The sequence below is a fragment of the Candidatus Hydrogenedentota bacterium genome (genome assembly GCA_012730045.1).
Classification (GTDB): domain Bacteria; phylum Hydrogenedentota; class Hydrogenedentia; order Hydrogenedentales; family CAITNO01; genus JAAYBR01.
Map to the genome: position 1 here is coordinate 26,434 of JAAYBR010000063.1, position 20,964 is coordinate 47,397.

Here is a 20,964-nt window from a genome sequence, read left to right on the forward strand (position 1 = left end):
CCGCGTTCTTGACTCCTTTCGTTGACGCGAAGAACGCGGCAAGATGCCGCGTCTACTCGCCTTGCGCATCCCCTCCGTGTTCCGCCCATGCGCCCGCGCGGGGGGATGTGCTATGCTATGGGCCTCGTCCGGAACCCATCCACGTAACCGTTTATGGAGGCGTGTTTTACATGACCGAGCAGACCCCCGGCCAGTATGATTTTTCGGCCATTGAGGCCAAGTGGCAGGCCTACTGGCTCGCCAACAAAACCTTCAAGTCCGAGGTGGACCGGTCCAAGCCGAAGTACTACGTGCTGGACATGTTCCCCTACCCGAGCGGCGCGGGGCTCCACGTCGGCCATCCGGAGGGCTACACGGCCACGGACATCGTCGCCCGCTTCAAGCGGATGAAGGGATTCAACGTGCTGCACCCCATGGGGTGGGACGCCTTCGGCCTGCCTGCGGAGCGCCACGCCATGCGCACGGGCGAGCATCCGGCGGTCATCACGAAGACCAACTGCGACACCTTCCGCAGCCAGATCCGGCGGCTGGGCCTGTCCTACGACTGGGACCGCGAGATTGACACGACGGACCCGAAGTACTACCGGTGGACCCAGTGGATCTTCACGGTCCTCTTCGAGCGCGGGCTGGCCTACGAGGTGGAGGCGCCGGTGAACTGGTGCCCCGCCCTGGGCACCGTGCTGGCGAACGAGGAGGTGAAGGACGGCCGCTACGTCGAGACGGGCGACCCCGTGGAGCGCCGCATGATGCGCCAGTGGATGCTGCGCATCACGGCCTACGCCGAGCGGCTCCTGCGCGACCTCGACACGCTGGACTGGCCCGAGGGCATCAAGGCCATGCAGCGCGAGTGGATCGGCCGCAGCGAGGGCGCGGACGTCAAATTCACCGTCGCGGGCTCCGGCGAGGAGTTCACCGTGTTCACCACGCGCCCCGACACGCTCTTCGGCGCCACCTACTGCGTCCTCGCGCCGGAGCACCCGCTCACGCGCCGGATCACGCGGCCGGAACAGCGCGCCGCCGTGGAGGCGTACATCGGGGCCGCGTCGAAGAAGAGCGCCCAGGACCGCATGCGCGAGGAGAAGGACAAGACCGGCGAATTCACGGGCGCCTATGCCGTGAACCCCGTGAACGGGAAGGAAATCCCCATCTGGACGGCGGACTACGTCCTCGCCGACTACGGCTACGGTGCGATCATGGCGGTGCCCGCCCACGACACGCGGGACTATGAGTTTGCGAAGACCTTCGGCCTGGACATCATCGAGGTGATCTCCGGCGGCGACATCGCGCAGGAGGCCTTCACGGGCGACGGCGTGCTGGTGAACTCCCCGCTCATTGACGGCCTGCGCGTGCCCGACGCCAAGAGGAAGATCACCGCCTGGCTGGAGGAGAGGGGCATCGGCACGGGCACGGTGAACTACAAGCTCCGCGACTGGCTCTTCTCCCGCCAGCGCTACTGGGGCGAGCCCTTCCCCATCATCCGCCGCGAGGACGGCACCATCGCCACGGTTCCCATGACGGACCTGCCCGTCATGCTGCCCGAGCTGGACGAGTATCGCCCCACGGCGGAGGGCGACCCGCCCCTCGCCCGCGCCGCGGACTGGGTCAACACCACGGACCCGGCGACGGGCAGACCCGCCCGCCGCGAGACGAACACCATGCCCCAGTGGGCCGGCTCCTGCTGGTACTTCCTGCGCTTCTGCGACCCGTGCAACGACGACGCGGCGTGGTCCAAGGAGGCCGAGTCCTACTGGATGCCCGTGGACCTCTACATCGGCGGCGCGGAGCACGCCGTGCTCCACCTGCTCTACGCCCGCTTCTGGCACAAGGTCCTCTTCGACGCGGGCCACGTCTCCACCGCCGAGCCCTTCCAGAAGCTCTTCAACCAGGGCATGATCCTCGCCTACTCCTTCCGCGACGGGCTGGGCAAGTACCACTACCCCCACGAGGTGGAGAAGCGCGGCGACGCCGTGGTGCTCAAGGACACCGGCGCCCCGGTCCACTCCCAGATCGAGAAAATGAGCAAGTCGCGCTACAACGTCGTGAACCCCGACGAGGTGGCGAACCAGTACGGCGCCGACTCCATCCGCCTCTATGAGATGTTCATGGGCCCCCTCGACCGCGAGAAGCCCTGGACCGACGAGGGCGTGCAGGGCGTCCACCGCTTCCTGCGCCGCGTCTGGTCCCTCTTCATCGCGGAGGACGGCGGCCTCCACCCGCGCGTTGTCGCGTCCGGCGGCGACCCCGCCCTCGTGAAGGAGCTCCACCGCACCGTCAAGGCCGTCACCCAGAACATCGAGAGCCTCCTGTTCAACACGGCCATCGCGCGCATGATGGAGTTCGTCAACGCCGCGCTCAAGGCCCCCGCCGTGGACCGCGAAGTGCTCGAGGGCTTTGTGCTCGTCCTGTCCCCCTTCGCGCCCCACCTCGCCGAAGAGCTGTGGGAGCGCCTCGGCCACACCGGCACCCTCGCCTACACCCCCTGGCCCGAATGGGACGAGTCCCTCCTGGTCGAGAACGTCATCGAGGTTCCCGTGCAGGTGCAGGGCAAACTCCGCGGCAAAGTAGAAGTCCCCGCCGACGCCGACGCCGCCACCGTCCTCCAGATGGCCAAAGAAGACCCCAAAGTCGCCCCCCACCTCGAAGGCAAGACCATCGTCAAGGAAATCTACATCCCCGGCAAGATGGTCAACCTCGTGGTGAAGTGAGCAGTGGAACGGAACGCCCCAAGATCCCGCCTCCCTGGGATCGCCAAGCTCCAGCTTGGCTTTCCGGGAAACGTGCCATGGACAGGCCCGCGCGGGAAAGACCAAGAGGCCAGGCTAGAGCCTGGCGATCCCAGGGGGCGCGTGGTTTGGGAGCAAGGGGAAGCCGAAGCCGTGGCGGGAACGAGGTTGCTTCAGTCGCTCCGCTCCTTCGCAATGACGTGGGAACACGCGTCACGGCGAGCGATGATCCACCACACCACCGCCGTTCACCGCGTCATTGCGAGGCGGCCGCCCCGGCCGGCGTGGCAATCTCTTGTCGGAAGGGCCGTGGCGGGAACGAGATGGCCGCGCTTCGCTCGCCATGACGCGTTTGTGCAGGGGCATAAGGAAGACCGCCGCTCACCGCGTCATTGCGAGTCGGCCGCCCCGGCCGGCGCGGCAATCTCTTGTCGGAAGACCCTCCGCGCGAGCAGATTGCTTCCCCGCGTGCCAATGGGACAGAATGGACCAAGTACCGCGATTGCGCCTGAGGGACAGGCCGTCACGGTGAAAGGGCCGCATATCCGAAAGGAGGATCGTGTCATGCTCCCCAAGAATCTCAAGGAAGTAACATGGGAACACATTCAGGCGCTGGTTGACAATGAAGTCCCGGAAGACAAGGAGATTGAGTTCAAGCGGGAATTGCCCAAGAAGATACTTAGGGACAAGAGCGCGAGCATGGAAAGCGGAGGAGATGAGGCCAATGCGAAAAATGAATTCTTGGCCGATGTCTCCGCGTTTGCCAATGCCGGCGGTGGACACATTATTTACGGCATCCGCGAAGAGAAAGGGACTGCTTACGAGATTTGTGGACTGGATGCGGACATGAATCTTGATCAGGAAATCAGGCGTTTGCAGGAAATCCTTCGGAACGGTATTGAACCAGAGATATTTGGAATAGAAATAGAAAAAAGGACGAGTTCGAAAGGGGTCATCGTCCTAGTTATTCACATCCCCATGAGTTGGTCTGGTCCGCACTGCGTTAAGGCGAACTCCAGATTCCATGTTCGGGTTGGTAACATGAAACGAGTAATGGGGGTCTCTGAACTCAGGGCCGCGTTTTCCTTGTCGGAGTCAATTGCTGAAAAGATCAGAAAATTTCGGGACGAAAGACTAGGAAGAATCATGGCAAACGAAACGCCTGTTGAACTGAGAAATGGGGCCAAGGTTATCCTTCATGTTGTGCCCATGTCCTTCGGGCTTTCACATTCAGTGATAGATTTGGAGCGGCTGAACATGAGTCCGGAGAAATTCAAAACGCCGATGGGGCACCAAGCAGGAAAACGTTTCAATCTCGATGGATTCTTGGTTATGGGCGGTGCTGAGAATGATCTTGGGTACTGTCAAGTGTATCGTGATGGACGAATAGAGGCGGTCTCCTGTAGTGCATCTGAAGTACCATCACCTTTTCCAAGCCCCAGCTTTGAAATTATGATCATTGACTCACTAAAGAGATACCTAGAGGGATTGGGTCCGTTTTGCGAAGTGTTCCCGGTTGTCGTGATGATGAGTATGATTGGTGTATTCGGATTGCGTATGGAATTCTGGAATGGTGTTTGGTCTGATCAAGAAAAAGCTCTTGACAGAGATGTTCTAGTGTTTCCTGATGTGGTTATCAAAGACAATTCGAGGCCTATCGATATGGAACTCCGCCCCTTGTTCGATGTTCTATGGAACGCATTTGGCCGTTCCCATTGTCCGCATTACACAGAGGAAGGCAGATTCAGACGCCCACAAAACAATTGCCGTTGACCTGCAAGGGGAAGATGTGTGTTGCAACTTTGGCTGAGCCCCCCTCACAGCACCACGCTGGCGGTGTTGCTGGGCACCCCAGCGCCTCCATTGTTCACGGGGGCGACGCGGTATTCAAGCTGTTGGGCGCGGGGCTGGCGGGTGAGGGTGATGCTGGTTTCGAGGGCGACGGCGATCTGGGTCCATTCGGTGAGGGGAGCGTTGGGGGCGGGCTGTTCGCGGCGTTCTACGAGGTAGGCGCAGACGCGGCCGTGGCCTTCGCCAGGGACGGGGGATTTCCAGCCGAGGGCGAGGGTGCCGCCGTCTTCTAGGACGGCGCGGAGGGTGCGCGCATGGCGGGGGGATGCCGGGTCTCCGGAGGAAGAGGGAGGAAACCACCGATGAACCGTGATGAACACCGATGGGCGGGATGGGCCGGGAAGGGAGGCAACGCTGGAAAAGTGTCCGGCCTGTCTTCTTTGTGTTCTTGGTGCCTTCGTGGTGAAAATTCCGGAGAGGTTCACCACAAAGACACAAAGGACATAGAGAAGGCGGTGAAAGTCAAAGCCGTACCGGGAACGAGATGGCTTCGCTTCGCTCGCCATGACGCATGTTTCCCCGTCATTGCGAAGGCGCGCAGCGCCTGAAGCAATCTCGTGCAGGCAAAGCCATGGCGGGAACGAGATGGCCGCGCTTCGCTCGCCATGACGCGCTGTGCCGGGGCCGCGGCGGGAACGAGATGGCTTCGCTTCGCTCGCCATGACGTACTGAGGGGGAGACCATCACAAGACCGCCGCTCACCGCGTCATTGCGAGTCGGTCGCCCCGGCCGACGCGGCAATCTCTTGTCGGAAGAGCTATGGCGGGAACGAGATGGCTTCGCTTCGCTCGCCATGACGTGTTGGCGGCGAGCTCTGACGGGCACGGGAGGGCGCTTTTCGCCCGTCGTGACGTCGTGTTACCCCTGTTCGAGGATCCGGCGGATGACGGCGACCATTTCCGCGCGGGGGACGGTGGTCTGGGTTTCGCGGCCGGCCTGGCGGTACTCCTCGCGGGTGGCGATGTTCTCGCGGACGGCCTTGCCGGCGATGAGGTCTTTGACGGCGACGAGGCCGTTGGCGAGCTCGTCTTCGCCGAGGATGACGGCGACGGGGATCTCGTAGCGGTCGGCGTCGGAGAGCTGGGCGCCCATGTTTTTCTTGTTGCCGAGGTAGGTGACGGTGTTGAGGCCGGCGTCGCGGAGTTCGCGGGCCAGCTTGAACACCTCTTTGCGGGGGACGCGGCCGACGGTGGCGACGCAGACCTGGGCGATGGATTTGGCGCGGTGCGCGACGCCGAGGTGGGTCAGGGCGGCCAGGAGCCGGTCCACGCCGATGGACGCGCCGGTGGCGGGCACTTTCTCCTCGATGAAGCGGGAGCAGAGCTCGTCGTAGCGGCCGCCGCCGCCGACGGAGCCGAACTCGGGCGCGCCGGGCAGGATGATCTCGAAGACCGGGCCGGTGTAGTAGTCGAGGCCGCGTGTGAGGCTGGGGTCGTAGGCCGCCTCGTCCTCGCCGACGCCGAGGGCCTCCAGGTACTCCGCGAGCTCCGTCATCTCGTCGAGTGCCTGGGCGCTCTGCTCGGTGGCGGGCAGGTGGTCGGCGAGGGCCTCCAGCAGCCCGGCGCGCGTGGGCGCGGCCACGGCGACGAAGTCGGAGATCTTGCCAATGAGGGACGGCTCCAGGCCGACGCCGGGGATGGGGTCGCCGGACTCGTCCACGCGCCCCGGCCCCAGCTCCTCGCGCATCTTTTCCGGGCCGATCTTCTGGAGCTTGTCCATGACGCGCAGGACGTGCTTGATCGTCTCCAGGTTCGTGATGCCGTTGCCCTCCAGCAGGGCGTCCACGAGGCGGCGGTTGCTGATGCGGACCTGGAACAGCGCGGGGGCGCCGCCGGCCGCGCCGAGACCCAGGGCGCGGAAGGCGTCGCAGAGCACGGCGATGACCTCGGCGTCCGCCGCCAGCGTGTTCGCCCCGGCGATGTCAATGTCAAACTGGGTGAACTGGCGGAAGCGGCCGGGGCCCGGCTTGTCGGCGCGGAAGACCGGGCCGAGGTGGTAGCGGCGGAAGGGGAGCTTCATCTCGTCGCGGTACTGGCTGATGAGGCGTGCGAAGGGGACGGTGAGGTCGAAGCGCAGCGCGGCGGCCTCGCCCTCCGGCGTCGCCAGCTCGAAAATCTGCTTGTTCGTGTCGCCGCCCGCGGTGCCGGTCAGGATGTCCATGCGCTCCAGGGCGGGTGTGTCCACGGGCAGGAACCCGTAGCGCTCATAGGTGCGGCGGATGGTCTCCACGGCCGCCGACCGCGCGATCATGTCGGCGGGCAGCAGGTCCTGGAAACCCCTGAGGGTCTGGGGCTTGATCTTCTCGTCCATGGTGCCGTGGTGTCCTTCGTTCCGGGGGCGCGCGGGCGCGCCGGGAATCGGGCCCCTATTTCATTTCCTGTCCGCCGGTGACATTGACGGCCTGGCCGGTCATGTAGCCGGAGGCGTCGCTGGCGAGGAAGACCACGACGTTGGTGACGTCGCGGTATTCGCAGGGGCGCTTCATGGGGACCTGGTCAATGTACTTCTGGCGGACCTGCTCCTCGGTGATGCCCTGGTTCTTCGCGTACTGCTTGAAGAGGCTGTTCACCCACAGGGGCGAGTTGAGCAGGTTGCCGGGGCAGACGGCGTTGACGCGCACGCCCAGCTCGGCGAACTCGAGGGCGAGGCTCTGGGTCACGCCGACGCCGCCGAATTTCGCGGCCGCGTAGGCGCTGTTCCGGAAACTGCCCTTCTTCCCGGACTTGGAGTTGATCTGGATGATGGAGCCGCGGCCGCGCGGCACCATGACGCGGGCGGCCTCGCGGGCGCAGAGGAAATAGCCCGTCAGGTCCACGTCAATCACCTTGCGCCACTTGTCGGCGTCGAAGGTGAGGGAGTCGCCCGCGATGAGGATGCCCGCGTTGCAGACCATCACGTCCAGCCGCCCCATGAGCGCCACCGCCGCGTCCACGGCGTCGCGCACGGCGTCGGCGTCCGTGACGTCCACGGCGCGCCCCTCGACGAGGCGCCCGGTGCGCGCGGCGACGTCCGCCGCCGTGGCCTTTGCCTGCTCCAGGTTGATGTCCCACACCACGACGTCGCAGCCCTCTTCGGCGAGGTGCTCCGTGATGGCGGCGCCGAGTCCCTGCGCGCCGCCGGTGACCACGGCCTTGCGGCCCTCGAGTGTGATGCCCTTCATTGCGCGAATTTCTCCAGCAGGGCCGTCTCGGCCGCCACGGTCCAGCCGCCCTCGGGGCTCAGCTTCGCGCCGACCCCGGGCAGTTTCTCTTTCACCTCCTCCAGCGACATCAGCGGGAGTTCGGGGATTTGCGTGTAGATGACGGTCTTGCCGGGGTACTTCGCCTCCTTCACCGCCTTGAGCCCGTGGTGCGCCGCGTTGAGCCCGCCGATGGCGGCCACGCTGCGGTTGGTGTCCAGCTCGCCCGCCTCGGCCAGGGCGAGCACCTTGCGCAGGTCGGAGATGCGCGAACCGCTGCACCCGATGACCTTGACGCCCTGGCAGAGTTTCGAGACGGCCAGGGGGGCCACCGTGCCGACGGCCAGCCCGGCGAAGACGTTCACGAAGCCGCGCGGCGCGGCGAGGTCCACGGCGAAACTGGCCAGGCCGGGCACCGGTGCGAGGACGACCACGTCGCTGTAGCCCTCCGGGCCGCCGAGTTCGACGATTTTTGCGTTCATCTCGTCCTGCGACGCAAAGTCGGCGGGGGACAGCGTCACCAGCTCCACCCCGCGGCGGGCGGCCAGGTCGCCGAAACGCGCCACGATGTGGTTCAGGCGGCCCCGGTCAAGGTCCGTGACCACGACGGTCTTGGAGCCGTCGGCCTTTTCAATGGCCCGCTGGACGTGCATCTGGCCCATGGGGCCGCCCGCGCCGATGAACAGCGAGGTGCCGCCGGGCAGCAGGTCGTTGCGCGCGTTCGCGGCGGCGACCTCCGCCAGCGTGGCGCCGCCGCCCAGAATCCGCTTGGCCTGGTAATGGATGCCGCCGACGTCGAGGGGGGCCTTGCCGTCCTCCTTCGGCGCGCCGAGGAGATAAAGGTTTCCCTTGGGGTTCAGGCGTTTGCCGAGGGCCTCCACCAGCGCGGGGGTGGCGCCCTCCAGCACGATGTCGTCAAAGGTGTCGGCCTCCGCCAGTCCGGCGAGATCTGTGCCGGCGACCCGGGCGTTCGGCAGCTGCGCCTTCAGCGCGCCGGGCGCGTCGGACACGATCAACTGCGCCGCGCCGGTGGGCTCCAGCCGCTCCGTGAGGTCGTAGGACATTTCGACGCAGGCCCAGGGCTCCGCGAGGGCCGCCTGGCTGTACCCGGTGGCGTCCTGCACGGGCAGCAGGTAGCAACCCTCGTCGCCGTCGAGCACGCGCTCGTCCACATAGGCGTATTCGGCGAGGCCGCCGGGGATCATGTAGCCGAAGGCGTCGTTCACGCCCTTGTAATAGATGTCCGCCTGGACGATGAACCGCTGGCCCGGCTGGAACCGGTCCGCCCACTGTTTTCCGGCCTTGACCACCGTGCAGGCGCACTCGTGTCCGAGGACCGTCGGGTCGTTCGCCAGGTCGCGGCCCCGCAGGCGGGGGTGGTTGCCGCCGAGGGCGATGATTTTCATGTCCGACAGGCACAGGCCGAGGGCGTCCACGCGGACCATGACCTCGTTGTCCGCCGGCTCCCGCAGCGGCAGGGGGACGGACTGGCCGTCGCGGCCCACGTTTTCCAGCCCGGCGCCGAAGACCTGCCACGCCCGGTATTCGGCCGGGAGGGGCTTCGCCGCCTGTTTGAATTCGCTCAGTGTCATGGGGTGCGCTCCTTACTTTTCCTGCCCGAGGGTGTTCTGGCGGTATTTTTCGTCCGGGCGGGTGTCAATCCGGCGGATGTCCGCGCCGCTCATGAAGCGCGGGCCGCCGGCGCTGTACGCGCCCAGCAGAATCTTCGACATTTTTTCGGCCATTTCGGTGATGTTCATGACGGCCCTCGCCGTCGCGCCGAGGGCGAACAGCCCGTGGTTCTCCAGCAGCATCGCCTTCGGCAGCACGCCCTCCTCCTCCACATAACGCGCCACCCGCTCCCGCACTTCCCGCGCCAGCACCAGCCCGGGGTCCACATAGGGGACAAAGACGGACTTGTGGCCCATGACCACGATGTGGTCCGGGCAGAGACGGCCCATGGCGGCCTCCCGCGCGTGGATCGAGCACATGAGCGCGTTCGTGGAGACGGGGTGGGTGTGGCCGATGAACCCGTATTCCGGGTAGTGCCGGTAAAGCAGGGCGTGCATCATCGTCTCCACCGACGGCATCCGCTTCTCCGACGGGTCGCACAGCGACCCCCGCAGCGCCGCCGCCACATCCGCGTCCCCCGCGTTCGGGTCTTCCAGAATCGCCGTCGCCCGGGGGATGGAAACCTCCAAAAAGTCCGCCTCCCCCATCGTCGCCAGGCAGGTGCCCGACGCCTTCACATACATCGTTTCCGCGTCAATGCGGGCCGACGTGTTCCCCTCGCCCAGGATGGCAAAGGTGCGCGACGGGTCGCCCAGGCAGTGCGACATGTCCACGAGCTGCTTCAGAACGTCATGCTTGTCCATGGTGTTTTTGCTCCGCAGGGGGTGTTGGAATGCATGGAGTATAGCAAAAGCGCCCCGCGCCGCGCGCCCCGGGGGGAAACGCGGATCACATGGATGGACGGGATGGACGGGATAAGGAAAGCGAATCCTGTGTGTCCATGCCAACCCTTCGCGGCGGCGATCAGGGAAATGAGGGAAGGCAGGGCAGCCGGGACGGTGGCGGGGCGGAGCAGCCCCCGGGCGCCCCCCCGAACCGCCAGGGTCTCGCTGGCCCTGGCATCTGGCCCGGCGCGCGCAGCATGGCGGACCCTTCAGGCGCTTTCCGGGAGGTGAATCTGATGGGACTGTCCCGGAAACAATCATGCCGGACACCCCGGTGCCGCCTGCGGTCATCGGCTTCGGAGCGGGGCGGGGTGCTGGTTGTCAGCAAGATGCGCCTTGCGGTCATGTTCAGTGGAGGGGCATGTTTGTCGCGCGCATCGTCGGGCGAGAAAGACGCGGGGTGGCAGAGGCCAAGCTTGTGCGGGAGGGGGCTGGATGTCGGCGCGTAAGTGGCTGGCGTGTGGAAGGTTAAAAGGGTGCGGAGCCACAACAGGGGAAGGGGAGGGGAGGAAGTGGGGGAAACCTGCTGCGGCTCCGCATAGTATTTAGTGTCATGTCGAGCGGACGTTTACTGCGACCCGCTCCGAACAACACGCATTTTCAACTGTCTGCCGAGGCGACGACTTCTCGTGAAACCCCTCGGCGAATCAACTCCATCCAACTCGCAACTCACTGTCGGGAACGCCCCCCAGGGCTCTTTTCCCCGGCTGCCTTACACCGGAAGTATACCACATGTTTCCGGCCAACGCAAATTCCCTTCCAAGATTTTTTGGGGGGCGGCCGGGTGTGTTACAGTGCCGCGATACCTGCGACCAAGTCCTTGGGAGAACGCCATGGAACGCTGGACGGAAAGCCGCATTGTCTTTGAGGGAAAGATCATCACGGTCCGGACGGGCACGGTGGTGCTGGACGACGGCACCACGGCGTACCGGGAGGTTGTGGAGCATCCAGGGGGCGTGTGTATCCTCCCCTTTACAGGAAGCTCCGTCATTCTGGTGCGCCAGTTCCGCATCGCCCTGAACCGGGACCTACTGGAGGCGCCGGCGGGGAAATTGGAGGGACCAGAGGATCCCCTGCGCCGCGGGCTGATCGAACTGGAGGAGGAGGTCGGCCTGAAGGCCGGGCGCGTGGTGGACGCGGGGAGGGTCTGCGCGACCGTCGGCTTCTGCTCGGAGGTCATCCACCTGTTCCTCGCGTTCGACTTGGAGCAGACCGAGCGGTGCCCGGAGCCGGACGAGCGCATCGAGGTGGTGGAGATTCCCCTGGCCGAGGTCCGCGCGGGACTCCGCGACCACCGTTTTGACGACGCGAAGACCGTGGTGCTGCTCCACCGGCTTTTGGACCATTTGGACAACCTGCATTAGGCTGCCCCTCACGCCTACCGGTGCACCCCCTCCTTGAGGATGGGTTTGATGCGCCAGTGGGCCTCTGGGCCGAAGCGTTTGTGGTTCACCGTTGGGTGCTGCACGGGCTTGTCCCCGTAGACAACGCGCGTGGCCGCCGCCATCAGCATCAGCCCGGCGAGCACGAGGGGCAGGGCCCGCCGCGCCCCCCGCCGCAGGGACCAGGCGTCCGCATCCTCCGCGCCCCCGGGCAGGGGGACGCCCTCCCCCGGCAGCCACAGCACCAGGAAGGTCGCCAGCAGGGCGTTCATGAAGAGGACCCACTCCGTGACCAGCCTCCCCTCGCTGAAATGGACCAGGGCGCGCTCGTGGTTGGCGATGACCATCATCCACAGGAAGGCGATGTAGAGGAGCTGTCCCTTGCCCAGGGAGGAGTGGGGCACAATGTCCAGCCGTCGGCGGAGATGAGCCGCCAGCAGTACCGTCACCATGAGGGCCGCCGACCACCAGACCAGGTTAAACCACGTTGCCGCGCCGAGGGGCACGCCAATGAGCGGGGCCTTCATGATTTCCGGGACGGCGGGGGCCGTTCCCGAGGTCCATTCGTCCACGTTTTTGAAGACATTGAGCCAGCCCACGCCGAAGAGCAGGAAGACCACGGCGAAGACATCGGTCCAGTTTCTGCGCGGGGGCGACGGGTCCGCGAGTCCGGGCGCGCGCGCCGCGAGCACCGCCATGACGGCGGCAATTCCCAGTCCGTGGCAGAAGCCGTGGCCCTGCTCCAGGATGCTGTGCCAGTTGGCGGCATGCCAGTGGGTCCAGGCGGGCGGCGTGCCGCCGGGGGTGAGCTGGCCGTGGCCGGGCAACAGGAGCAGGGACCGCACAAAGGGGACGAGCGCGAAGCCGAAGCCGCCGATGGCCGCGGAGACCGCCCCCGCCCACGCCACGGGCCGAAGGCCCCGGCGCAGGCAGTAGACGGTCATGCCGAGGAACACCCCCGTGATGCCCGCCCAGTCGTCGCTGCGCGGCGGCATCATGCGCAGGCCGCCCCAGCGCTGGAGGGGGATCGTGCCCAGCACGGGCAGAAGAAGGAAGGCCAGCAGCCAGCCCAGGGACATGCACAGCAGCAGGCCGGCGTCGCGCCGAAACTTCCCGAACCTGATGAAATACAGGGTGATGCCCGCAATCAGGCCCACGGCAAGCCCGCCGTGCTGCGGATAGTCCAGCACCACCTGGGGCCAGTTGGTGAGGAACTGCGCGGGGTCGAAAAGCTGGCCGGTTTCCGGGTTGACCGCGTGGAGATCGCCCAGGGGCGCGACCAGCAGCCGTCCCAGCGGCACGGCCATCCCCACGGCGTCGAGCAGGCGCTGCGCCCCCCAGCCCGCCGCCGCGCCGACGGCGGCAAAGGCCGCCAGCAGGTGCGCCTTCGCGAAACGGCGGTCCCACAGGTCAAAGGCGCACACCCCCAGCAGGGCGGCCAGGGCAGGCCGCCAGTCGGCGTCGAGCCAGTAGAGCGGGTTGCGGTGGCGCAGGAAGGTTCCGTCCACGTCCACGGCCAGGGCCTGCTGCGCCCAGGCGCTGAGGGTGTCCTCCAGCAGCGCGTGCGCCCCGATGGGCACCAGCACAAAGAGGAGGGGGACGAAGAAGTCTTCCAGCCGTTTGCGGTCCATGACCGCCGGAAGCGCCGTGCCCGCGCCGCCCATGCCCGCCCAGAGCCCGCCGACGCAGAAGGTGATCAGGAATCCGTAGAGGGCCGTGGGCCAGTGCTCCGATCCGGCGAAGGAGATGCAGTACATGTAGGCGATGGAGCCGCCGAAGGCCCAGCCCAGCCCGCCGAAGAGGGCGAACCACGGGGCGCGGCCCCGCCAGTCCTCCCGCCCCGAGAGCAGGCAGGCGGCCAGGGCGGCCAGCGCCCCGGGGATCATGGCCCCGGCCTCATGGCCGAAATTTCCCCGGATGCCCCATCCGATGGACAGGGACAACGCTACGAGGAGCACGGCCAGCGGGCGGCGTCCGGGCAGGGGCGCGGGGGGTTCGGTTGCCATGGGTGAAGCATTCCTTTCTCCGGAACGGGCGATCCGGGTGAGGGGGTAGTGTACGGGGCATGGGCCGCCGGGTCAAGCACCCGGAAACCAGCCGCGCATCATCGCCGGACAAGCAGGCGAAGACAGAAAGGCCGAATCTCAAGACGCGTTTTCGGCAGAGACGCGCAGCCCGCAAACGGGGAGAACGGGCGGCCATGCCAAGAGGGAAAATGGGATCGCGTGCCTGTCAAATCCAGACCGCACGACAGCCAACGGCGCCGTTTGTCAGGGCAAACGCCGTCTCTCTGGGAGACCGCAGCCAACCTTGGGCGCCCAAGGCAACCGCGCCGCAAACGGGTTGCAGGCGACCGAGCGTCTTCGCATCCGCGCCGGCGTCCACGCGCATTTTTCCTCGTCCTCCCCTCCTCATGAACGGGTGCGGGGTATTGACACTATTCATCATATTCGGTAAAATCACTTAGCCTTGGTGCTGGCGTTCCAACATGGGAGAACAAACCAATGAACAAGAAAGTGTCGGCGGCGATTGCCCTTTTCCTGGGCGGGGCAGTGGTTGTATGCGCGGGATGCATACCCGGCGAACCGCTTGCGGCATTCACGGCAAGCGTGTCACAGGGGCAGGCACCGCTCACGGTGGAGTTCACAGACCGGTCGGCGATTCAAAAGGCCCACACCATCACCGGCTGGCAGTGGGATTTTGGCGACCAGCAGGTTTCGTCGGAGCAAAATCCGGTGCATGCATACGCCGCCCCCGGGACGTATGATGTGTCCCTCACGGTCACGACAAACAAGGGAAAAACCAACACCGCGACCGTACCGGCCTGCATCACTGTGCAGCCCAGCGGGGGGGGCAATGAGGGGGAGGGAGAAGGGGAAGGGGAAGGAGAAGGAGAAGGGGAAGGGGAAGGAGAAGGAGAAGGAGAAGGGGAACCGCCAACATCTGTCTATGTGTGGGGGCTGGGCGACAACTGGGCTGAAGAGGCTCTGGAGTCACAATCCATCGCCGTCTCCGGACCGTTTACAGGCGAAATGAAGCTCAACCGCATGCCCGAATACGATGAAGGCTCCCACGAAGAGCACGAGGCAATCATGTACCTCGCGGCGTTTGCGGCAAACGTTCCGGGAGACCTGCACTTCCTGCGGTATCCCAAGGCGGAGGGCGATACGACCGTTAAGACTTGGCACATGATAGGAAGCCAGTTCCAGATGAGGCTTGTGGGGACGACCAAAGCCCGCGTGACGCCCAAGGACACGGACCCCTCGACCGCCAATCTGGTTCTCGTGGTGGGGTCCCAAGGCGAAATCCCCGAAGGGTACGACCCCCGCCCAGACCTGTATGCATGGCGCAAACTTCCGGGGGCGTGCTGTGACGACAGTGGCGGGGCCCTTTCCACAGAGTTCTGCTGGCTCAATCAGACACAGGGTTTGGAGAACTTCGTCTGGGTTTCCAATGGTGCCAAGACCGGGATTTACGCGAGCATCCACTATCCCGTCGGCCACCAATTCGACTGCCCGTTAGAAAGTCCTGTGAACTACGCGCTGATCACCGTTCCCTCGGAGTCCCCGCCCCAGTGGCATCAGGACCTGGTGAATGATTCCCGGACCGCAAACTGGATCGACCCCCCCTCAGCATGTCCGGCAACCCCTCCGCCAGGTTACGAGTATGAGTATCAGGGCGTGACTGTCGTGGTGGACAAGGTGGCCCGCCTGTGCACCCTGCCCGGACTCAATGACCCTGTCAACCCGAGGGACTACGTGGACGCCCCCACGGACGTCACCTTGCTGCGGTCGACAACCAGAGTGGAGAACTTCGTCTGCACGAAGGACGTCATTGTGGCCCACACTTGGCGCTTGGTCCCCCAATCGGACTAGCTGTATGAGCCCGAACCCTGAAGGCCTGCGACCAGAGTCGTGATCTGCTTGGCCGGACCCGCTCCCATGGGGGCGGGTCCGGTTATTCCATCGGAGGGTTCATTTCCTGCCCCCCGGACCAGGGACTCCTAGGTTGGTGTGCCTGGGGGGCGGCAGGACATGCCTCTCCCGACACACCGTCCGGGGGGTGAAGGTGCCTGCCCACCCATGAGACAGCAGGAGAGGCCGGGGGCGCGGCGGCCGGGCAGTGTGCGGGGCTCTGGGGGCCCATTCAAGAACATTACGCTTGCATTCTGTCAAAAATCTGCTAAAATCCCTCTCAGGGGGTGAGTGTTGCTGAATGTCCGAACGCAACGGGAGCAGGAAAATGTCAGGCATGAAGCGTGTGTGGGCCGTGTTTGGGGCGGTGTGTGTGCTGGCGGCGGGCGCCCTGGCCCAGGGCGCACCGGGACTCGCCCCCGTGAACCCCGCCTTTGAGGCGTGGCAGGCGGGCAAGTCCGCCGGCGGCGGACACGGCTACATCCCGTCCCCCGTGGACTGGTCGCATCTCGCCCCGTACATGGCGGGCAAGGCCGACCCGCCGGCGTCTTACAACCTGCGCGCCCTCGGCTTTGTCACCCCCGTGAAGAGCCAGTCGGTGTGCGGTGCCTGCTGGTCCTTCGCCGCCTGCGGCGCCATGGAGGCGTGGCTCAAGCGCTTCGAGGGCGCCACCTGGGACTTCTCGGAAAACCACATGAAGAACACCCACGGGTTTGACTGGTCCTCCTGCGACGGCGGAAACAACGACATTGCCAACGCCTACCTCACCCGGGGGACCGGGCCGCTGAACGAGGTGGACGACCCGTACAATGCGATGGCGCAGACGCCGCCCGCACCCGGGGCGGCGGTGCAGAAACTGCTCACCCGCTCCCGCGTGTTCTCCCTGGGAACCGGCGGCGACCGCACGGCGGTGCAGAACGCCCTGATGGAGCACGGCGCGCTGTCCATCCCCATGACCTGGAACGATGCGGCCTACGACGACGGCACGGACACGTATTACTACAGCGGTGACGGCCTGCAGCCGGGCGATGGCGGCCACATGGTGACGCTGGTGGGCTGGGACGATGCGAAGGTTGTCCCCGGGGTGGCGGAGCCGGGCGCGTGGTACTGCAAAAACAGCTGGAGCACCGGCTGGGGCGACGGCGGTTACTTTCACATCTCCTACCAGGACACCCAGGCGATTTCCGAGGCCTACGCCTTCACGGACATCGCCGCGCCGACGGCCTACGGCCGCATTTACCAGCATGACCCGCTCGGCATGACCTCGGGCTTCGGGTACACGGGGCTGGGCGTCATTTTCGGGGCGAACGTTTTCACGGCTGCGGAGACGGGCGAAATCGCCGCCGTCGGCACCTATGCCCGCGTTCCGGGCATGCAGCTCCAGATCACGGTGTACCGGGGCGGCTATTCCAACGGCTTCTCCAACCAGGCTGCCACAGTCTCCACCACGGCGGACGACGCCGGATACCTCATCGTCCCCCTGCCGACCCCGGCCGCCTTCACGGCGGGCCAGCTGTTCTCCGTGGTCGTCCGCTACACCGCCGCGGGGTACGACTATCCCCTGCCGGTCGAGATGAATATTTCCGGGTATTCGTCGGCTGCGGCGGCCTCCGCCGGCCAGGGGTATTTCAGCGACAGCGGCGTCATCTACCAGGACATGCACGTTGACGGCTACGCGAACGCCAGCGTCTGCATCAAGGCCTACGCGAAGTCCACGGCGGTGACGCCCGGGGCGGTGATCTACGGCACCTCCAAGGTGGAGTCGGGCGCCCCGCTCACCCTGCGCGCCGTCGCTTCGGGAACGACCGGCGCCGTGTCCTACCAGTGGCGCAAGGGCGCGTCCGACCTCTCCGGCGAGACGGCGTCCACCCTGCACTTCGACGCGGTGAACGACACCCATGCCGGGGTGTACCGGGTGGCCGTCACGGATGCCAGCAAGGCCGTGACCGTCAGCGACCCGTTCATGGTGGAGGTGCTCGCGCCCGGATCGCTGTCCGCGGCGAACGCGGCGGGGCTGGCGCTGATGGTGTCGCTCATGGGGTTGCTGGGGCTGCGCCGCGTGCGGCGCGCGTGACCACCCCCCGGGCCGCCTGAGAACGCCTAGCGGTTGTCCGTGTGGACCGGGCGCCCGTCGCAGAAGACGTGTTTTACCCGCCCGGTCAGCGTGTGGCCGATATAGGGGGAGTTCGCGCTCTTGGAGCCGAAGTCCGCCAGGGTGACGGTCCACTGCTCCTCCGGGTCGAACACGGTGACGTCCGCCGGGCCGTCCGGGCGGAGGCATCCCGCCTCAAGCGAGCAGACCCTCGCGCCGCCGAGGGTCATGAGCTCCACGGCCCGCTCCAGCGTGATGTGCCCCGGTTTCACCAGGTGGGTGACGGTCAGGGCCAGCATGGTCTCCAGCCCGATGATCCCGAAGGGGGCGAGCTGGAACTCCACATCCTTCTCAGCGCGGGTGTGCGGGGCGTGGTCCGTGGCGATGTTGTCCAGGGTGCCGTCCTGGAAGCCCGCGATGATGGCGGCGATGTCCTCCTCCTCGCGGAGGGGGGGGTACATCTTGGCGTGGGTGTTGAATCCCATGGCGGCGGCGGCGGTGAGGCTCCAGTAGTGGGGGGCGGACTCGGCGGTCACGCGCGCGCCGCGCTTTTTGGCGTCGCGGACGATCTGCACGCCGCCCGCGGTGGAGATGTGCTGGATGTGGATGCGGGCGTCCGCCAGCTCGGCCAGGCGGATGTTCCGGTCAATGCGGATCTCCTCGGCCTCGCGGGGGATGCCGCAGACGCCCATGAGCATGGAGTGGCGGCCCTCGTGCATCGTGCCGCCGTCGCTGAGGTCCTCGTCCTGGCAGTGGGCGAGGTAGGGCAGGCCGACCATGCCGGCGTACTCCAGCACGCGCCGCATGACGGCGCTGCTGCGGATGTCGCGCCCGTCGTCCGTGACGGCCACGGCCCCCGCCTCCCTCAGCTCCGCCATCTCCGTCAGCTCCTCGCCTTTCATGCCCTTGGTGGCGCAGGCGGCGGGGCGCACCTTGATGCAGGCGGTCTCCCGCGCGCGCCGGGTCACCAGCTCCACGAGCCCCGCGTTGTCAATCGGCGGGTTCGTGTTGGCCATGGTCACCACGGTGGTCACGCCGCCGCGGGCCGCGGCGCGACTGCCGGAGGCAATGGTCTCCTTCGACTCGAAACCGGGCTCGCGGAAGTGGACCTGGATGTCCACGAGACCGGGGCACACCACGAGGCCGCGCGCGTCGAGGGTCTCGTCGCCGCGCAGGGACTTCCCCATTTCGCGGACGCGGCCGTCGGCGACCAGCACGTCCATCGTCTCGGAGAGGCCGGAGGCCGGGTCCACCACATGTCCGTTTGCGATCACAAGGCTCATGGAAGGGCTCCTTGAAAAAGGCTATCTTGCGGCGCCGCCGCTGTTCGCCAGCAGGTGCATCACGGCCATGCGCACGGCGACGCCGTTGGTCACCTGCTGGAGGATGACGCTGCGCGGGCCGTCGGCGACCTCGGCGGACAGCTCCAGGTCGCGGTTGATGGGGCCGGGGTGCATGACAATGGCGTGGTCGGGGGCGCTCTTCAGGCTCTCCGCGTCAATGCGGAAGAGCTTGATGTACTCGCGGAGGCTGGGGAAGAGCGCCTTGGCCTGGCGCTCCAGCTGGATGCGCAGGGAGTAGACGACATCGGCGTCCTCCAGCGCCTCCTTCAGGCGGTGGGTCACCCCCACGCCGTAGCGTTCCAGCTCGCGCGGCACCAGCGTGCTCGGCCCGCAGACCGTCACCTTCGCGCCGAGTTTCAGCAGCGCGTGGATGTCGCTCCGGGCGACCCGGCTGTGCTCCACATCGCCCACAATCGCCACCTTGATCCCGTCCAGCACCGCGTCGGGGTTGCCCGTGCGGCGGCGGACACTCTCGCGCATGGTGTAGCAGTCGAGCAGCGCCTGGGTCGGGTGCTCGTGGCGGCCGTCGCCCGCGTTGATGATGTGGGACCGGTGGCTGCCCGCCAGCAGGTGGGGCGCGCCGGCGCAGCTGTGGCGGATCACCGTGATGTCCGCCCGCATCGCCTCGATGTTCGCCAGCGTGTCGTGCAGGGTCTCGCCCTTCACGGAGCTGGAGGTGGACGACGCGACGGCCAGCGTGTCCGCGCTCAGCCGCTTGGCCGCCAGCTCGAAGGAGGACCGGGTGCGCGTGCTGGGCTCGTGGAACCACAGCACGACCAGCCGCCCCTGGAGCAGGGGCACCTTCTTGATGCCGCTGGCGCGCTGGGACACGGCGCCGAACTGGGGCGCGGCGTCCAGCACCATCTCGATCTCCTCGCGGGTCAGGTCGGCGATGCCCACGAGGTCCTTGCGTGTCCACACGGCGTGCGTCGTCCCCGCCATGGCGTTCCGCGCTCCTTCCTTAGTCGTTCATTTCCGCCCGCCGTTCCTGCCGCAGCAGCAGGACCGCGTCCTCGTCGTCGGTCTCGCGCAGGCGGACCGAGACCCACTCGTCCGCCCCCGTGGCGATGCTGTAGCCCAGGTAGTCCGCCTGGATCGGCAGCTCGCGCCCCCCCCGGTCCACCAGACAGGCCAGCTGGATGCGCCGGGGCCTGCCATAGTCCATCACCTCGTCCAGGGCGGCGCGGATCGTGCGCCCCGCCGCCAGCACATCGTCCACCAGCAGCACCGTCCGGTCGTCCACCGAAAAGTCGAAATGCGTCTCCCCCTTCAGCAGCGGCACCGCCGCGCCCGTGCGCACGTCGTCCCGGTACATCGTGGTGGCCAGCGAGCCCACGGGCGGCGTTGTGCCGGTGTACTCGCCGATGAGCGCCGCCAGGCGGTCGGCCAGGGGCCGCCCCCGGCGGAGAATGCCCAGCAGCGCCAGCTCTCCGATGTCCGGGTTCGCGTCGCAGATGGCCAGGGCCAGGCTCCGGACCGTCGCCGCCAGGGCGTCCCGGTCCATCAGCACCGTGCTCTCGACCTCAAAGTCCTTGTCCGGCGTCATAGGGGGTGCTCCATACAGAAAAAACGCCTTCCCAGCCCGGGCTGAGAAGGCCGCTTGTCGCGGGCCGGCTGTCGGCGCAACGCTGTGTGCATATTCGCTCCCGTGCGCTCCGCGCACCGGCGTAAATATAGGAAACCGGACCGCCCCGTGTCAACCTGGACCGGGTGGGGGGCCGCCGCGGGGAAGAGGGGTCCGCAGATTGCGCAGATGTTCGCAGATTGGGGGGAAAGAGGGGGAGAAAAGCGGCCGATCGGGAGACCGGCGTGCCCAGGGGGGGGTAACCTTCGGCGGTGCACAGAGCGAAGCTCCTTGGAGTGCGGCAGCTTGCTGCCGCCTTTCTTCGCGCGGGCTTGCCCGCGCGCGGGGTTCCGTGACGAACTTGGGCGGGACGTTTTTCCGAATCTTTCGCGGGCCCCGGTCTGGAAGGCGCAAGCAAGCTTGCGCACTCCAAGGCGCGCGTTGCGCGCGGGGGGCACGGA

General features: G+C 66.5%; 13 protein-coding genes and 1 pseudogene. 5 read left to right on the forward strand and 9 right to left on the reverse strand.

Annotation, left to right across the window (positions count from 1 at the left end):
* Positions 1-170: 170 nt before the first annotated feature.
* Complete coding sequence (locus GXY15_06755) at positions 171-2,705, forward strand: leucine--tRNA ligase (GenBank protein NLV40912.1); 2,535 nt, start codon at positions 171-173, stop codon at positions 2,703-2,705.
* Positions 2,706-3,287: 582 nt separating this feature from the next.
* Positions 3,288-4,496 carry an ATP-binding protein gene (locus GXY15_06760; protein NLV40913.1) on the forward strand — a complete coding sequence of 403 codons (1,209 nt, stop codon included), beginning with the start codon at positions 3,288-3,290 and terminating at the stop codon, positions 4,494-4,496.
* A gap of 44 nt (positions 4,497-4,540) precedes the next feature.
* Here GXY15_06760 and GXY15_06765 read toward each other — a convergent pair whose 3' ends face one another.
* The 5 genes from GXY15_06765 to GXY15_06785 form a co-directional block, all read right to left on the reverse strand.
* The gene (locus tag GXY15_06765) at positions 4,541-4,894 is read right to left on the reverse strand and encodes a fibronectin type III domain-containing protein (GenBank protein ID NLV40914.1); all 354 of its coding nucleotides are present in this window, start codon (positions 4,892-4,894) and stop codon (positions 4,541-4,543) included.
* A gap of 538 nt (positions 4,895-5,432) precedes the next feature.
* The gene (hisS, locus tag GXY15_06770; GenBank protein NLV40915.1) at positions 5,433-6,884 is read right to left on the reverse strand and encodes a histidine--tRNA ligase; all 1,452 of its coding nucleotides are present in this window, start codon (positions 6,882-6,884) and stop codon (positions 5,433-5,435) included.
* A 55-nt stretch (positions 6,885-6,939) separates the two neighbouring features.
* Entirely contained in the window at positions 6,940-7,734 is a 795-nt protein-coding gene (gene srlD, locus GXY15_06775; protein ID NLV40916.1) for a sorbitol-6-phosphate dehydrogenase, read from the reverse strand.
* Positions 7,731-9,344 (reverse strand): alcohol dehydrogenase catalytic domain-containing protein, encoded by a 1,614-nt coding sequence (locus GXY15_06780; GenBank protein ID NLV40917.1) that lies wholly within the window; start codon positions 9,342-9,344, stop codon positions 7,731-7,733. The genes srlD and GXY15_06780 overlap by 4 nt, the downstream gene beginning before the upstream one ends.
* 12 nt (positions 9,345-9,356) lie before the next feature.
* Positions 9,357-10,127, reverse strand: a complete 771-nt coding sequence (locus tag GXY15_06785; GenBank protein ID NLV40918.1) for a class II aldolase — start codon at positions 10,125-10,127, stop codon at positions 9,357-9,359.
* Positions 10,128-11,041: 914 nt separating this feature from the next.
* On the opposite strand from GXY15_06785, the gene GXY15_06790 reads away from it, so the two are divergent.
* A complete protein-coding gene (locus tag GXY15_06790) occupies positions 11,042-11,572 on the forward strand; it encodes an NUDIX hydrolase (GenBank protein ID NLV40919.1) in 531 nt (176 codons plus the stop codon).
* A gap of 14 nt (positions 11,573-11,586) precedes the next feature.
* Here GXY15_06790 and GXY15_06795 read toward each other — a convergent pair whose 3' ends face one another.
* Complete coding sequence (locus GXY15_06795) at positions 11,587-13,596, reverse strand: hypothetical protein (GenBank protein ID NLV40920.1); 2,010 nt, start codon at positions 13,594-13,596, stop codon at positions 11,587-11,589.
* 498 nt (positions 13,597-14,094) lie between these two features.
* On the opposite strand from GXY15_06795, the pseudogene GXY15_06800 reads away from it, so the two are divergent.
* Positions 14,095-14,376 (forward strand): annotated as a pseudogene (locus tag GXY15_06800) (PKD domain-containing protein).
* 1,465 nt (positions 14,377-15,841) lie between these two features.
* Positions 15,842-17,578: a hypothetical protein gene (locus tag GXY15_06805; GenBank protein NLV40921.1), complete on the forward strand. Its 1,737-nt coding sequence runs from the start codon at positions 15,842-15,844 to the stop codon at positions 17,576-17,578.
* A 26-nt stretch (positions 17,579-17,604) separates the two neighbouring features.
* On the opposite strand, the gene GXY15_06810 is transcribed toward GXY15_06805, so the two are convergent.
* Genes GXY15_06810 through pyrR form a run of 3 tightly spaced genes read right to left on the reverse strand, consistent with a single transcriptional unit; the run spans position 17,605 to position 20,485 of the window.
* Positions 17,605-18,879 (reverse strand): dihydroorotase, encoded by a 1,275-nt coding sequence (locus GXY15_06810; GenBank protein NLV40922.1) that lies wholly within the window; start codon positions 18,877-18,879, stop codon positions 17,605-17,607.
* A 21-nt stretch (positions 18,880-18,900) separates the two neighbouring features.
* A complete protein-coding gene (locus GXY15_06815) occupies positions 18,901-19,881 on the reverse strand; it encodes an aspartate carbamoyltransferase catalytic subunit (GenBank protein NLV40923.1) in 981 nt (326 codons plus the stop codon).
* A gap of 19 nt (positions 19,882-19,900) precedes the next feature.
* A complete protein-coding gene (gene pyrR / locus GXY15_06820) occupies positions 19,901-20,485 on the reverse strand; it encodes a bifunctional pyr operon transcriptional regulator/uracil phosphoribosyltransferase PyrR (protein NLV40924.1) in 585 nt (194 codons plus the stop codon).
* Positions 20,486-20,964: the final 479 nt, after the last annotated feature.

What these genes read in the sequence shown, in the direction of transcription:
- GXY15_06755 (NLV40912.1), top strand. Translation starts at nt 171, where the DNA reads ATGACCGAGCAGACCCCCGGCCAGTATGATTTTTCGGCCATTGAGGCC.
- GXY15_06760 (NLV40913.1), top strand. Translation starts at nt 3,288, where the DNA reads ATGCTCCCCAAGAATCTCAAGGAAGTAACATGGGAACACATTCAGGCG.
- hisS (NLV40915.1), bottom strand. Translation starts at nt 6,884, where the DNA reads ATGGACGAGAAGATCAAGCCCCAGACCCTCAGGGGTTTCCAGGACCTG.
- srlD (NLV40916.1), bottom strand. Translation starts at nt 7,734, where the DNA reads ATGAAGGGCATCACACTCGAGGGCCGCAAGGCCGTGGTCACCGGCGGC.
- GXY15_06780 (NLV40917.1), bottom strand. Translation starts at nt 9,344, where the DNA reads ATGACACTGAGCGAATTCAAACAGGCGGCGAAGCCCCTCCCGGCCGAA.
- GXY15_06785 (NLV40918.1), bottom strand. Translation starts at nt 10,127, where the DNA reads ATGGACAAGCATGACGTTCTGAAGCAGCTCGTGGACATGTCGCACTGC.
- GXY15_06790 (NLV40919.1), top strand. Translation starts at nt 11,042, where the DNA reads ATGGAACGCTGGACGGAAAGCCGCATTGTCTTTGAGGGAAAGATCATC.
- GXY15_06795 (NLV40920.1), bottom strand. Translation starts at nt 13,596, where the DNA reads ATGGCAACCGAACCCCCCGCGCCCCTGCCCGGACGCCGCCCGCTGGCC.
- GXY15_06805 (NLV40921.1), top strand. Translation starts at nt 15,842, where the DNA reads ATGAAGCGTGTGTGGGCCGTGTTTGGGGCGGTGTGTGTGCTGGCGGCG.
- GXY15_06810 (NLV40922.1), bottom strand. Translation starts at nt 18,879, where the DNA reads ATGAGCCTTGTGATCGCAAACGGACATGTGGTGGACCCGGCCTCCGGC.
- GXY15_06815 (NLV40923.1), bottom strand. Translation starts at nt 19,881, where the DNA reads ATGGCGGGGACGACGCACGCCGTGTGGACACGCAAGGACCTCGTGGGC.
- pyrR (NLV40924.1), bottom strand. Translation starts at nt 20,485, where the DNA reads ATGACGCCGGACAAGGACTTTGAGGTCGAGAGCACGGTGCTGATGGAC.